At 55.4% G+C, this 14552-nt stretch carries 10 protein-coding genes, 1 tRNA gene and 1 pseudogene; 10 read left to right on the top strand and 2 right to left on the bottom strand.

Annotated elements, in window-relative coordinates; all coding sequences use genetic code 11:
• The 10 genes and pseudogenes from icmH (at position 1) to QCL51_RS08725 (ending at position 13755) form a co-directional block, all read left to right on the top strand.
• A complete protein-coding gene (icmH, locus tag QCL51_RS08770) occupies positions 1 to 870 on the top strand; it encodes a type IVB secretion system protein IcmH/DotU (protein WP_325950606.1) in 870 nt (289 codons plus the stop codon).
• Positions 871 to 1003: 133 nt separating this feature from the next.
• Positions 1004 to 1519, top strand: coding sequence for an Hcp family type VI secretion system effector (locus QCL51_RS08765; protein WP_338444750.1), 516 nt, complete (start codon positions 1004 to 1006; stop codon positions 1517 to 1519).
• A 77-nt stretch (positions 1520 to 1596) separates the two neighbouring features.
• Positions 1597 to 3582, top strand: coding sequence for a type VI secretion system tip protein TssI/VgrG (gene tssI / locus QCL51_RS08760; protein ID WP_338444749.1), 1986 nt, complete (start codon positions 1597 to 1599; stop codon positions 3580 to 3582).
• Between the two features lie 46 nt (positions 3583 to 3628).
• Complete coding sequence (locus QCL51_RS08755) at positions 3629 to 4060, top strand: DcrB-related protein (RefSeq protein ID WP_101196324.1); 432 nt, start codon at positions 3629 to 3631, stop codon at positions 4058 to 4060.
• Between the two features lie 53 nt (positions 4061 to 4113).
• The gene (locus QCL51_RS08750; protein ID WP_338444748.1) at positions 4114 to 8775 is read left to right on the top strand and encodes an RHS repeat-associated core domain-containing protein; all 4662 of its coding nucleotides are present in this window, start codon (positions 4114 to 4116) and stop codon (positions 8773 to 8775) included.
• The gene (locus QCL51_RS08745; RefSeq protein ID WP_103444691.1) at positions 8775 to 9200 is read left to right on the top strand and encodes an SMI1/KNR4 family protein; all 426 of its coding nucleotides are present in this window, start codon (positions 8775 to 8777) and stop codon (positions 9198 to 9200) included. Before QCL51_RS08750 ends, QCL51_RS08745 begins: the two co-directional genes overlap by 1 nt.
• A 47-nt stretch (positions 9201 to 9247) precedes the next feature.
• Positions 9248 to 10459 (top strand): RHS repeat-associated core domain-containing protein, encoded by a 1212-nt coding sequence (locus QCL51_RS08740; RefSeq protein WP_258035631.1) that lies wholly within the window; start codon positions 9248 to 9250, stop codon positions 10457 to 10459.
• Positions 10460 to 10482: 23 nt separating this feature from the next.
• Positions 10483 to 10968 carry an SMI1/KNR4 family protein gene (locus QCL51_RS08735; RefSeq protein WP_103444692.1) on the top strand — a complete coding sequence of 162 codons (486 nt, stop codon included), beginning with the start codon at positions 10483 to 10485 and terminating at the stop codon, positions 10966 to 10968.
• 890 nt (positions 10969 to 11858) lie between these two features.
• A pseudogene (locus QCL51_RS08730) lies at positions 11859 to 12139 on the top strand (transposase); the annotation flags it as partial.
• Between the two features lie 191 nt (positions 12140 to 12330).
• On the top strand, positions 12331 to 13755 hold the full coding sequence (locus QCL51_RS08725) for a hypothetical protein (protein ID WP_338444884.1): 1425 nt from the start codon (positions 12331 to 12333) through the stop codon (positions 13753 to 13755).
• Between the two features lie 72 nt (positions 13756 to 13827).
• Here QCL51_RS08725 and QCL51_RS08720 read toward each other — a convergent pair.
• A tRNA-Gly gene (locus QCL51_RS08720) sits at positions 13828 to 13903 on the bottom strand.
• A gap of 63 nt (positions 13904 to 13966) precedes the next feature.
• Positions 13967 to 14527 carry a CDP-diacylglycerol--glycerol-3-phosphate 3-phosphatidyltransferase gene (pgsA, locus tag QCL51_RS08715; protein ID WP_021783204.1) on the bottom strand — a complete coding sequence of 187 codons (561 nt, stop codon included), beginning with the start codon at positions 14525 to 14527 and terminating at the stop codon, positions 13967 to 13969.
• Positions 14528 to 14552 lie beyond the last annotated feature (25 nt).

The raw sequence follows: 14552 nt of genomic DNA, 5'->3' as shown, positions 1-14552 counted from the left end.
ATGGAAAACAGTAACCCTACCCTCAACGACGCGAAGCACGTTGCGGATACGGATTTGCACTCGATGCTTGAGAAGTCGCTGCCCAACGACGCACCCGCACCTGCAGCTTCCACTGCATCTGCACAGGAGCAGAAGCCGGAACCTGCATATCAGGGCTACCCCGCGGATCCGGAGTTTCAGCTCAGGGGTGGCTGCGCCAATCTCATGCTGGATGCCGCGGCGCCCTTGTTCGGGCTGGTCATGCGCCTGCGCACGCTCGATGAACTGCCCAACATCAAAGATGTGCATCAGCAAGTACGTATTCAGATCGACAGCATCCGGGAAGAAATACGCCAGCACGGCTATGAGCCCGCCCAGCTGTTGGCGTACTCCTACGGCCTGTGCCTGTACATCGATGAAGCGGTGATGGATCGGCCCTGGGGCAAAAGCAGTTGCTGGAGCCACGAGCCGCTGCTCAGCATCTTTCACGACGAGACCTGGGGTGGGGAAAAAATCTTCACCGTGATTACCCGCCTGATGCAGGAGCCCAAGCGTTATCAGGACGTACTGGAGTTCATGTACTTCGCCCTGTGCCTTGGGCTGAAGGGCAAGTATGCGCTCGCGCCGAAAGGCGAAGAAACACTCAACGCACTGATTCACCAACTGCACGGGATCATCCGCGAACTGCGCGGCCCCACCCCCGAAGAAGTCTGCGACCCCTACACCAACGTCGCCCCAAAAAACTTCCGCATGAGCCGGATATGGCCGTGGTGGAGCCCGTTGGTCATCTCCGCCATCGCCATGGCCGTGGCCTACGGGATCTACAGCTATCGCCTGCACCTGATCACAACCGAGGTGCTGGAGTCGCTGAACGGCATTTTGCAGCAATAGCCAACCGTGACACAGCACCACTGAGTTCAACGAATTCGCGAGGTTTTTGCCTCGCTGACAAGCCCATCGTTTCCGATGGCCACGCCACCTGTGGTGCGCGTGCTTTACCCACATGGACGCAGGAGTAACTGCCATGCCAACACCCGCTTACATCAAGATCGTAGGCCAGACCCAAGGCAACATCACCGCTGGCGCCTTCACCGCTGACTCCGTCGGCAACGTGTTCCAACAAGGCCATGAAGATCAGATTCTGGTTCAGGAAATCAAGCATGAGGTGACTACGCCCACTGCCCCCCAGAGCGGTCAACCGAGTGGCCAGCGCGTGCATAAGCCTTTCATATTCACCAGTTCACTGAACAAAGCTACCCCCCTGATGTATCAGGCACTTGCCACCGGCGAAATGCTGCCAACGGTCGAGGTCAGCTGGTATCGCACCTCCTCGGAAGGCAAACAAGAGCATTTTTTCACCACCACGCTCGAAGACGCCACCATCGTCAGCATCAATACCGTGCTTCCCCACGCACTCGACAAAGACAATGAAAACTACACCCAACTGGTTGAAGTATCGCTGGCGTATCGAAAGATCACGTGGGCTCACGATGTAGCCAACACCGAAGGCTCTGACGACTGGCGCGCACCCGCCGCCTGACCTGTGCAAATGCCCCGGGCAGGCGGCCATGCCCGCCCGGGCTTTGTGTTGATTCAGACGGCGGACAAGGATCTTTTATGCCTAGCCAATCTGATTTGCGCTACAGCTTTGAGGCTCTCGTTGGCAAAGCTGAATTCGAAGTGGTGTCGTTCGAACTCCGAGAGGGCATCAGCGCACCCTTTGAACTGGAGCTGAAACTGATCAGCTTCGAAAACGATATCGACTTCGGCCATTTGCTCGACAAACCCGTGCTCTTCACCATCTTGGACGGAGAACGCCCGGTACGGTACGTGCACGGCCTTGTCAGCAGCTTCAGCCAGGGCGAGAGCGGCTTCTACCGCACTTACTATCACGCCTTGGTCGAACCGCAACTGGCCCGCGCAAGGCTGCGCTCGAACTGGCGCATCTTCCAGCACAAGACCGTTCCGCAAATTCTCGAGCTGATGCTCAAGCGCCAGGGCATCGACCAGTACGAACTACGCGCCAGCATGGACCATCAGGTGCGCGAATTCTGCGTTCAGGCCGGTGAGACGGACTTGGCGTTCATCGCCCGCCTTGCCGCTGAAGAAGGCTTCGTCTACCGCTTTGCGCACAGTGAAAAGCTGCACAAGCTGATCATCACCGATCGGCTGCAATCACTCGGGCTGATCAGCCATGGCGCCGTCAAGGCCGACCATGACGACGAGGATTTCGGCGATGACGACGAGCCTGTAGGCCCTGACAGCGTGCTGTACCAAGCCAACAGCGGTGGCGATCAAGCCATACCCTGCCTTCACCGCTTGCGCTACAGCGAGCAGGTGCGCACCGCTCGCCAGGTGCAGCGCGACCACACCTTCACCCACCCGGCCTACCGCCAGGAGCACAGAGCCGCCGGGCCCTTCCTGGAGCATCAGAGCAAAGATTACGAATACTTCGATTACCCAGGCCGCTACAAACGCGATGCCGTGGGCAAGCCGTTCACCGAAAACCGCATCACAGCGCTGCGCCATGATGTGCGTATCGCCGAGGTCCAGGGCGATGACGTGCGCCTGCAACCGGGGCTTAGTTTCACCCTGACCGGTCACCCACGTGACGACCTCAATGCGCATTGGCGGGTGAACACGGTTACCCATAAAGGCCACCAGTTCACCAGCCTGCAGGAAGAAGCCGCCGGCGCCGATGTAAGCACGCGCTACGAGCAGACCGCAGTGCTGGTTCCCGGTCGGACCGAATGGCGCCCCGCGCCATTGAAAAAACCGCGAATCGACGGGCCGCACATGGCCACCGTCGTCGGCCCGCCAGGCGAGGAAATCTACTGCGATGAATGGGGCCGGGTAAAAGTCAGTTTCCCCTGGGACCGCGAAAGCCAGAACAACGAGTTCAGTTCGTGCTGGCTGCGGGTGTCTCAAGGCTGGGCGGGGGGCAGCTGGGGCTCGATGGCCATCCCCCGGATCGGCCAGGACGTGATCATCCATTACGTCAACGGCGACCCCGACCAGCCGATGATCACCGGGCGCACTTACTGCGGTGACCAACTGCCGCCTTACGACCTGCCCGATCACAAGACCCGCATGACCATCAAGAGCCAGACCCACAAGGGGGAAGGTTTCAACGAGCTGCGTTTCGAGGATGAGCTGGGCAAGGAGGAAGTGTTCATCCATGCCCAGAGAGATCAGAACACTTTGGTTAATCACAACCAGTCCCTCTCTGTGGGCGTCGATCGCACCCAACAGGTTGGCCAGGACGAATCGGTCGCCATTGGCCGCAATCGTCTGCGCGTCGTCAAGGCCAACGACACCGTGAAAGTGGGGGGTGGCAAAAACGACCTCATCGCAGGCGACTACGAAGTCGAAGCGGGCAACACGCTACGCCTCAAATGCGGCAAGACCCTTATCGAAATGCACGCCAACGGCACGCTGAACATCACCTGCGAGACCTTCAACTTCACCGCACAGCAGACCGGGCAGATCAACACCCTGGCGGCAAAGCTCGACCTCAACCCAACGGGTGGTTCGTCGGGCGCGGGCGCGAACGGGCGCGACAGCGACTCACTCAAGGCTGACGTGGATGGGCATTTCGACTAGCGCTCGCACAGCCACCCTGCACTGAACTCGAAAAGGACTACCCGAGATGACCCAATACCTGACGCACGATGTAATTCTCGATCTGGGTGATGAAGCCCCCGAGGACTTGACGCTGAACATGCTGCGCTTCCCCAACAGACAAACCACGTTGGTGATCGCTCGCAGCCCTGTTGCAACCACCAAGACCCTGGATGAGGCCTTGGAGGAGCAACTGAACGTATTACGGAAGAAGTCAAAGGCGCTGACCATTACGCCCGCGAAAGTGACCCGCCTTGGAAGCAATGAGCATCCCATCGACAGTCGGGAAATGGCCATCCAGTTCATGGTCGGCGACAAGCCCCACTACCAGCTTCAGGCGGCCTGCCTGATACCGGGGCAGCAACGGATGCTGGTGCTCAACTACAGCAAGCCTGGGCCCTTGAGTGACGACGATATCAGCCACTGGCGTGCGCTTAAAGACGAGCTCCGATTTGCCTGAGCCTCTCCACGCACCAGGACAAGGACTTTCGGATTGCTAGGAGCTTACCGCCAATGGCGCAGATCGTTCATGCCGCCCGAATGGGCGACGCAATTCTTCATCCATCGCTTGCCGCTGAAATGATCAGCGCAGTTGCCGAGGCCGTTATCTATGCAGCGGCCACCGCGGCCGTCGCCGCAGCCATCAGCTTGGCCGTGGTTGGCACCGTAGCCACTGGCGGTGCGGCTGGCGTCGCCATCGCCGCCGTCGCGGGTGTGGCAGTCGGCGCAATGAGCACCCTTTCCGTCGGCGAAGACCAGACTGTCGGCGACGCCATCTCCAGCTTTTGCGACAGCCTTGGCAACAGCGTGGACTCGCCCGATCCCTACGGAAAAATCGAGAGCGGGTCAACCAATGTGCTCATTAACAGTGAGCCCGCTGCGCGCGCGGCCGGCACCACGGGCCCACCTGGAGGCGGCGCAGCCGATACTGAACAAGAGGAACCGTCCATCCTGGAGAACGTTGGTTCCATGGCCATGGCTGCGGTGCCTTATCTCGTCCCGTTCGTGGGGCTGGGGATGGCCATACGTGACATCTTCAACCCGCCCGTCACCACAGCGGCCGACCCAGGCTCGGAACCTGCGAAAGGAGACAAGATCAGCTGTTCGCGCCACCCGCCCCTGCCCGACACCTTCATTGCGCAAGGCTCGGACAAGGTATTCATCAATGGCCAACCCGCAGCGCGTTCAGGTGACAAGACCACCTGCGATGCCACGATTGATGTGAATGAAAACGTATCGCCCAATGTGCGCATTGGTGGCGGTACGGCGACGGTCCGGGACATTCGCAACGGCAAGAGCAAGATTGCGATGTTTACCGGGATTATTGCGGGGATGCTTGTTTCACGGAGAATCAGGCTGCCCCGTAGACGCCCCACAACCGCACCGGTACCAAGACCCAAATCCAAAGGTTGCCCATATAAGGGTAACCCCGTGCTCGTTTCCGCAGGTAGCAAGGTCCTTGTAGGCTCCGAGGAAGTTGACTTCAGTCTTCCCGGCTTGGTGGGTATTGAATGGGCACGAAGCTACGACAGCAATGATAGACGTCCCGACGGCCTATTAGGCATGGGATGGTGCGTACCGTATGAGGTTGAGCTCATGCGTGTGCCACACCCCCATGGGGGAGAACTGTGGATTTACATTGACGAGGAAGGTAACCGACTGGAACTGGGACGCCTCAGTGCCGGTGATGCCTTCGTCAGTGCCGTGGACGGCTTGGCCTTCTTCCAGCTGGAGGACGGCCAGACCGTTGTCGAAGATATCCATGACGGGCTCTATCAGGTCTTCGATACAGATCCACTGAATCCCAAACGCTCACGCCTGATCAGGCTCGGCGACCGCAATCTCAATTGCCTCGACCTGCTGTACGACGAACAAGGGCGCCTGAAAGCCCTCTATGACAAGTACGGCCAAACGGTCGTGCAGCTTCACTATGCCGCCAGGCATCCCCAGCGTGTCAGTGAATTATCACGGGTGTTCCTGAAAAACGGTGGAACACCGACGGTAGAACACAGCGAACTGCTGGTCAGCTATCGCTACACCGACAGCGGGCTACTGCATGAGGTACTGGATGCAACGGGACAACGGGTCCGCCGCTTCACTTATACCCCCGAGGGCTACCTCAACAGTCATCAGCGGGCTAGCGGTGCTGTCCGCGAATACGAATGGGCCCGCTTCGACAGTCCCGTAAAGCGCCCTACTCCCAAGCGCCTGGACGGCACGCCCTACCGCTTGCCTCCACTGTTGGAGCCCCAACCGGATCACGAGTGGCGGGTGATTCGTCACTGGGGCAGCGATGGTGAGGAGTACCGGTTCGAGTACAACCTGGAAGCCGGTGAAACCCTCGTCACGGACAACCTCGGCCGCCGTGATCACTACTACTGGGGGCCATTTTACGAGGTCTATAAACACATCGATCCGCTCGGCAATTGCTGGCAAGAGGAGACCATCGCCGGCCAACTGCTGAAAAGCATCGACCCACAAGGAGGCGAATGGCGCTACAGCTACGACGATATCGGCCGCCTGATCGAAACCCGCGACCCCCTCGGCCGCAGCGAACACATCAAATACCTGCGACATTGGGCACTGCCCGTCCAGGTCACCGATACAGCCGGGCGAACTCGGCAATACGGCTACGACAGCCACGGCAATCTGCTCTGGCAGCAGGACCCGCTGGGGCGCGAGTCACAGTACCAATACGACCCGGAAGGCCGTGTCACCCAGGTCACCGATGCCCTCGAAAAGAGCAAATACCTGAGCTGGAACACGTGCGGTCAGTTGCTCAGCTACCGCGACTGCAGCAATGCCCAGACGCTGTATCACTACGACGCCCATGGCCGCTTGCGCGAAAGCATCAATGCCCGGGGTGAACACACCCACTTCCGCTACGACGCACGAGGTTATCTGGTCGAAAGCGAACGCCCGGACGGCCGCATTGACCGCTATGAGGTCGATGTTGCCGGTCAGCTGACGCGCTATATCGACCCTGCACAGAAAACCCTGCAATTTCGCTACGACCCCAGCGGCCGTTTGGTCGAACGCACGGACGCCATGGGCTACAGCGTGAAGTTCCGCTACGACGCCTATGGTCGGCTACTGCAACTCACCAACGAGAATGACGAGTCATACCGCTTCGGCTGGGACGAACTGGACCGGCTGGTGGCACAAAAAGACCTGGATGGCAGTGGCCGCCTCTATGCCTACAACGTGCTGGATGAGGTCGTTCGTCTTACTCATGTGCCCTCGCCTGACGAGCAGCCGCCCCTGTCCGACAACGCCCCGCCGACACGGACGACTGCCATCCGCCACGACTTCGAGCGTGACGCCATCGGCCGGCTTGTCAGCAAGCGCACTGAAGATGGCACTACCGACTACTGCTACGACGCGGCCGACAATCTGCTGTCCATCACCTTCACAGACAACAAAGGAGAAAAACAGCAACTCGACTACACCTACGACGCCAACGGGCAACTGCTCAGCGAAACCAACAGCGCTGGCTTGCTGCAGTACCGCTACGACGAACTGGGCAACCTGCAGACGCTAGTCCTGCCCGACCAGCGCGAACTCAACCACCTGTACTACGGCAGCGGACACCTGCACCAGATCAACCTGAATGGCCGGGTGATCAGCGATTTCGAGCGTGATGCGGTGCACGACGAGGTCCTGCGCACCCAAGGCAAACTGGTCACCCGCACGCGCTACGACACCAGCGGTCGCCTGGCCGGCAAGGCTATTCACTACCGCGATGCCCCTGCTGAAGTGCTGCCACTGCTGGACAAGGCCTATCGCTACGATGCCAGCGACAACCTGGTTGCCGAGGTACTGACCCAAACCCAGCGCCGCGGGATGACCAACGCGGCCAATGACGAAAACGCGCATCTCGAACAGATCATCGGCCGCTTTCATGACCTACCCCACACGGGCAAGACTTATTCGGGACACAACCGTTACGGCTACGACCTCAACGAGCAACTGCAAACCGTCCAGCAGTCACGCCCCAACTGGCAGGCCACGCAGGTCGAGGATTTCAAGTACGACAAAGCCGGCAATCTGTTCGACGGCCCCAAGCTCAATGGCCTGATCAAGCACAACCGGGTGTTGGTGTATCAGGACAAGCGCTACCGCTACGACCGCTTTGGGCGGCTGTGCGAGAAGCGGATCGGCAGCAATTGGGTGCAGTATTTCGAGTATGACGCCGAACAGCGGCTGGTTTGCGTGGAGCAGTACCGCAGTGGCGTGCGTGAGCGGGTGGTGTTTGCCTATGACCCTTTGGGGAGGCGGATCAGCAAGGAGGTTTATCAGAAGGACTATCCAGAGCCGCGTCGGCGGGTGCTGTTTCACTGGCAAGGGTTGCGCTTGCTTCAAGAAGTGCAGAGTGGGTTGGCTAGCTTGTATGTGTATGCCACTGTGGAGAGCTATGACCCGTTGGCGCGGGTTGACGGTAAACCTGGCAGCGAAGCAATTCACTATTTTCACACTAACTTGGCAGGCCTACCAGAGCAGTTGACTGACTCTGATGGCAATGCAATCTGGCGCAGCGACTACCATGGATGGGGCAAAACCCGCAACGAGTGGCACGGCAGTCGGCAACCTCGAGAGCAAAACTTACGATATCAAGGGCAATACTATGACCGCGAAGTTGAAGCACACTACAATACAACAAGATTCTTTGACTTTGATATCGGACATTTTAATCAGCCAGACCCAATCGGACTGAATGGGGGGCTAAATTTATATAACTTCGCCCCAAATTCAAACACTTGGATTGACCCGCTAGGGTTGACACCTGTTACATTTACAGACAGCAGGGGACTGAGCTTTGAGGTACATGGCTATAACAGCCTTAGTCACTTAAGTGACTCCCAATTAAAGAAAATATTATTCCACAACGGCCCCAGCTCTAAATTTTATGGATTAAGCCCGAAGGACAAGCATGGAAATGTGATAGATTTACATCACTACAAACAACGCACAGAAGGCCCTATTATTGCGATGCCCCAAAAACACCACATCAAAAAATCTAAAGAGCTACACCCACACGGCAATAAAAAAGGGCACGGAATCAGTAATCGAGCAGAATTTAATTTTTGGAAAAGAGAGTTCTGGGCAAATCAAGCCTCTAACGAGTTGCAAAAAAGAATCGATGCGAAATCATCCTCGCCAACCAGGTGCCCATAATGAACAAAAGCCTTCAGAAAAGAATTGAAAAAATAGTGGAGAACGATAATGATCTACGCGGACGACCTGCGACCGACAAAGAAATAAAAGACGCAGAAATAAACTTAAATGTCACATTTGACACCCAGTACATTGATTTTATAAAAATTTTCGGTGGAGCATTTTGCGGCATTGCAATTCATGCCTTCGATAACGGTGACATGATAGGTGACGAAACAGTAACAGAGTTAACTCAGCGCTTTCGCAAATACACCCCCAACCTTTCTAATGAGCTCATGAACTCATATGTAATATCGGACGACGGCGCAGGCAACCCAATATTGATCAGCCGAACCGGCCATATATTGATCTATTTTCACGACAGTGGAGAAGCGGAAGTTCTGCACAACACATTCAACGACTTGTTAAACCAAGCATTATCATAGAAATAACGTTACAAGCATGCGGGTTACCGTATTAGCTCTACCTGAAGGTGAGGATCGACTGCAACGAGTGGGGACGTGTCAAAACTGTTCAGCAGTCACGTCCCAACTGGCAGGCCACGCAAGTCGAGGATTTCAAGTACGACAAGGCCGGCAATCTGTTCGACGGCCCCAAGCTCAATGGCCTGATCAAGCACAACCGGGTGTTGGTGTATCAGGACAAGCGCTACCGCTATGACCGCTTTGGGCGGCTGTGCGAGAAGCGGATCGGCAGCAATTGGGTGCAGTATTTCGAGTATGACGCCGAGCAGCGGCTGGTTTGCGTGGAGCAGTACCGCAGTGGCGAGCGTGAGCGGGTGGTGTTTGCCTATGACCCTTTGGGGAGGCGGATCAGCAAGGAGGTTTACCAGAGGGACTATCCAGAGCCGCGTCGGCGGGTGCTGTTCCATTGGCAAGGACTGCGCTTGTTGCAAGAGGTACAGAGCGGATACTCCAGCTTGTATGTGTATGCAAGCATGGATAGCTACGATCCTCTAGCACGCATCGACGGAAAGTCAGAGAGTGATGAAATTCACTATTTTCATACCACCTTGGTTGGGCAACCGGAGCAGCTGACTGATTCTGATGGCAACACGATCTGGCGTAGTGACCATCACGGTTGGGGAAAGATAATTAATGAGTGGCACAGCCAACAAAATGGACGTGAACAAAACCTGCGAAATCAAGGCCAATACATTGATCGCGAGACTAGACTACACTTCAATATATTCCGATTTTACGACCCCGATATAGGCCGCTTCACAACAACAGACCCTCTCGGGATCGAAGGAGGAGTCAATCTCTACAGCTACGCCCCAAATATAGTAAACTACTCAGATCCGCTTGGGCTCTGCCCCGAAAATGTCAAAGAATATGATATCACCCCATACAGGCCTAGCAATAGCCCCCTCGAAAACCATCATGGCATCCTAGATATCTGGGCGGCACAAAACGTGCCCTCATATGGAGGAAAATATCCCAAAGGGTCTCCTACGATCGTATTGTCTAGTAAAAATCATGCAGCCACCAAGGCGGTGTATCGTGAGTGGCTAAGAGAAAAAACTGGAAAACCTGTGGGAGGCAAAGTAGATTGGTCGCAAATCAGCAATCGAGAGGTCATGCAACTTTCGGAGCGAATGTTTGACGTTGCAGGAGTTCCAGCCACCAGCCGAACCTCCTACTACAGGGCATTGAATAGATATTTACACACAGGCACTTTCTGATCCTAATTTGAGGCAAGCTAAACATGCACACCATAAAACACATACTTGAGAAATTCAGCAATGATCCGAGAATTGAAGTTTTCCCTCCAGACTCACCACTACCCACACTACCCAACTTCCTTAGCTATCCTCCAGACCTCGCTGAATTCTATAAACTTTGCGGCGGCGCCCAGTTGTTTTCCCCAAAAAACGATAGCATCTCTTTCACCATACTACCGCCGCAACAGATCAAGCAATCCAACACAGAAATAGTTGGCACCCCATGCGATGATGATATCTCCTCATCATGGTACCTAATTTGCAAAACCGACAACAACGACTACATCTCCATTGACCTATCAATAGAGCGCTCTGGCCGCTGCTATGACAGCAATTTTGAAATTCATGGCGTCGCTGGAAGTTGTCCCATTATCGCACTGAGCTTCAAAGAGCTATTAGTGAGCATTTACACGTCTGATGGCGATGATATTTTTTGGAGAAACAGAAATTATGGAGATGCTTACGACTAAGAGCAAACATTACAAAGCAAACCAACCACCCCTACATCATGAGCAAAATAAACATTTAAGCCTCGAAGACAGGTCAAAAAATGGCCAGTCATCTGTAGCTTTTCGTGAGTTCACCACAACCAGAAAAACTCGCGAACAAGCCTTTTTAATGAAACAGCAATCAAAGCTTTGAGGGCATTTAAAACACCCTACCATTTTCCACCCACAATCTTTTTAGTGCTTGTCAAATTTTACATACTTCGAGAGTGACGACGATATCAACCACTGACGCGCTATCAAAAGCCAGCTCCGATTTGCCTGAAATTCTCTACTGCCTAGGACAAGGATTTTCGGATTGCCAGGAGCTTATAGCCAATGGCATAGACCTTTCACGCCGCCCGAATGGGCAACCCAATATAGCAATCTGGCCGGGCTACAGGAATAGCCAAGGATTTTAAATGACACTTTCCGAACTCATACAATCAGATACCTACATAAACCTCCTTGACAACCTAGACAAATACATTCCCGAAAAAGTAGATAGACAATCAAAAATTCACGAAACTATTATCACACTCATGGAGAAATGGATTCAATATTCTTCGCTTTCTTGCGACGACTTGCATCACGCCATATTAAATCACCAACAACATTTACTTTTTTATATCATAAAAAAACAAGCAGCCTATACAGAGCCCAACGGCGGCAGGGACAACATAATAAATCTAGCGCCAAAGGTGAACTTTCCTATCAGCCACATTATTGAGTACTGCATATTATCAAGTGAAAAAAGTGAATTATTAGAGTATATAAAAAAATTCGAATACCAGCTCCCCAACAATACACGAGAGAAATTGAAAAAATATTCTCTGAAACCAAGCCCTCGTGAGAAAAATGGTCATTCGGCGATGGAGGAAACGCTGTACGAGGCCACGCGGATCCACGCGCCGAGTTCGACCGAGAACCAAGACAGCAAGCGCGCCACATAAATGCACCAAGCTAAGAAAGGCAATCGGTGGTACTTCGGTATGAAGGCTCACATTGGTGTGGATGCGGAGTCGGTCTTGGTGCACTGCGTGGTAGGCACGGCGGCCAACGTGGCGGATTTCACGCAGGTCGATAATTTGCTCCACGACGACGATGACGTCGCCGCACCGATGCGGATTATAGCGGTGTCGAAAAACGCCCCGAGCAGCTTCCTGAGGAATTGACTTCCGTTTTCCCGGCTTGGTGTACCGGAAATAATCAAGGACAATGGTTAAACAATAAACAGACGCTTTTTAGATTTCCACACTCAAATCCAAGGCAGTCGAAGAAATTAGCAGATATGCCGCGAGTTAGTCTTCCACCCAGGTCACCGATCCCCTCGAAAAGAGCAAGTACCTGAGCTGGAACACGTGCGGTCAGTTGCTCAGCTACCGCGACTGCAGCAATGCCCAGACGTTGTATCACTACGACGCCCATGGCCGCTTGCGCGAAAGCATCAATGCCCGGGGTGAACACACCCACTTCCGCTACGACGCACGTGGTTATCTGGTCGAAAGCGAACGCCCGGACGGTCGCATTGATCGTTATGAAATTGATGTCGCTGGTCAACTGACGCGCTATATCGACCCTGCCCAGAAAACCCTGCAATTTCGCTACGACCCCAGCGGCCGGTTGGTCGAGCGTACGGACGCCATGGGCTACAGCGTGAAATTCCGCTACGACGCCTATGGTCGGCTACTGCAACTTACCAACGAGAATGACGAGTCATACCGCTTCGGCTGGGACGAACTGGACCGGCTGGTGGCACAAAAAGACCTGGATGGCAGTGGCCGCCTCTATGCCTACAACGTGCTGGATGAGGTCGTTCGTCTTACTCATGTGCCCTCGCCTGACGAGCAGCCACCCCTGTCCGACAACGCCCCACCGACACGGACGATTGCCATCCGCCATGACTTCGAGCGGGACGCAATCGGCCGGCTTGTCAGCAAGCGCACCGAAGATGGCACCACCGACTACCGCTACGACGCCGCCGACAATCTGCTGTCCATCACCTTCACTGACAACAAAGGAGAAAAACAGCAACTCGACTACACCTACGACGCCAACGGGCAACTGCTCAGCGAAACCAACAGCGCTGGCTTGCTGCAGTACCGCTACGACGAACTGGGCAACCTGCAGACGCTAGTCCTGCCCGACCAGCGCGAACTCAACCACCTGTACTACGGCAGCGGGCACCTCCATCAGATCAACCTGAACGGCCGGGTCATCAGCGATTTCGAGCGTGATGCGGTGCACGATGAGGTCCTGCGCACCCAAGGCAAACTGGTCACCCGCACACGCTACGACACCAGCGGTCGCCTGGCCGGCAAGGCTATTCACTACCGCGATGCCCCTGCTGAAGTGCTGCCGCTGCTGGACAAGGCCTATCGCTACGATGCCAGCGACAACCTGATTGCCGAGGTACTGACCCAGATCCAGCGCCGCGGGATGACCAACGCTGCCAATGACGAAAACGCGCATCTTGAACAGATCATCGGCCGCTTTCATGACCTACCTCACACGGGCAAGACTTATTCGGGACACAACCGTTACGGCTACGACCTCAAAAGCATCAATGCCCGGGGTAAACACACCCACTTCCGCTACGACGCACGTGGTTATCTGGTCGAAAGCGAACGTCCAGGCGGTCGCATTGACCGCTATGAAATTGATGTCGCTGGTCAACTGACGCGCTACGTCGACCCTGCCCAGAAAACCCTGCAATTTCGCTACGCCCCCAGCGACCGTTTGGTCGAAACCGGGGCAATAGCCGAGATATAAAATTCAGGCATAAAAAAAGAGGCCTTAAAGGCCTCTTCTTTTTGATCCCAGCGACGCACTGAGGATCGAATTTGGAGCGGGAAACGAGACTCGAACTCGCGACCCCGACCTTGGCAAGGTCGTGCTCTACCAACTGAGCTATTCCCGCGTCGTGATGGGTGCCATTCTAGCGATTTCTAAAACAGCGTCAACCCCTTGATTCAAAAAACTTTTATTTTTTTTCCGAACCTTCGCGCAGGTGCGGCCAGGCGGCCAACAGGTAGTGCACCATCGACCACAGCGTCAGCCCCGCTGCCACCAGCAGCAGCCCGTAGCCCAGGATCACCCAGAACGTTACCGCTGGCGGGTTGCCCAGCAGGATCACCAGCGCCAGCATCTGCGCCGCAGTCTTCCACTTACCGAGGTTGGACACCGCCACATGTGCTCGCGCCCCTAGCTCAGCCATCCACTCGCGCAGCGCAGACACCACGATCTCGCGACCGATGATGACCGCCGCCGGCAGGGTCAGCCAGAAGTTGGCGTGGGTCTGCACCAGCAGCACCAGAGCCACTGCCACCATCAGCTTGTCAGCCACCGGGTCGAGGAAGGCGCCGAACGGCGTGCTCTGCTGCAGTCGACGCGCCAGGTAGCCGTCCAGCCAATCGGTGGCGGCGGCAACCGCGAATACGCTGCTGGCAGCCATGTAGCTCCACTCATAGGGCATATAGAAGAGCAGAATGAAGCACGGAATGAGCAGGACGCGTAGAACGGTGAGCAGGTTTGGAATATTCATCGGTACGACTGGCCGCAAGTTGAGC

It is taken from the genome of Pseudomonas sp. LTR0 (assembly GCF_036630035.1).
GTDB classification, from domain to species: domain Bacteria; phylum Pseudomonadota; class Gammaproteobacteria; order Pseudomonadales; family Pseudomonadaceae; genus Aquipseudomonas; species Aquipseudomonas putida_Y.
The sequence above is the reverse complement of the archived record's forward strand: the minus strand, read 5'-3'. Positions and strand labels throughout refer to the sequence as shown.

Excerpts from the sequence above, each read along its gene's own strand:
- icmH (WP_325950606.1), top strand. The coding sequence starts at position 1 with ATGGAAAACAGTAACCCTACCCTCAACGACGCGAAGCACGTTGCGGAT.
- QCL51_RS08735 (WP_103444692.1), top strand. The coding sequence starts at position 10,483 with ATGCACACCATAAAACACATACTTGAGAAATTCAGCAATGATCCGAGA.
- pgsA (WP_021783204.1), bottom strand. The coding sequence starts at position 14,527 with ATGAATATTCCAAACCTGCTCACCGTTCTACGCGTCCTGCTCATTCCG.
- QCL51_RS08745 (WP_103444691.1), top strand. The coding sequence starts at position 8,775 with ATGAACAAAAGCCTTCAGAAAAGAATTGAAAAAATAGTGGAGAACGAT.
- QCL51_RS08755 (WP_101196324.1), top strand. The coding sequence starts at position 3,629 with ATGACCCAATACCTGACGCACGATGTAATTCTCGATCTGGGTGATGAA.
- QCL51_RS08750 (WP_338444748.1), top strand. The coding sequence starts at position 4,114 with ATGGCGCAGATCGTTCATGCCGCCCGAATGGGCGACGCAATTCTTCAT.
- tssI (WP_338444749.1), top strand. The coding sequence starts at position 1,597 with ATGCCTAGCCAATCTGATTTGCGCTACAGCTTTGAGGCTCTCGTTGGC.
- QCL51_RS08765 (WP_338444750.1), top strand. The coding sequence starts at position 1,004 with ATGCCAACACCCGCTTACATCAAGATCGTAGGCCAGACCCAAGGCAAC.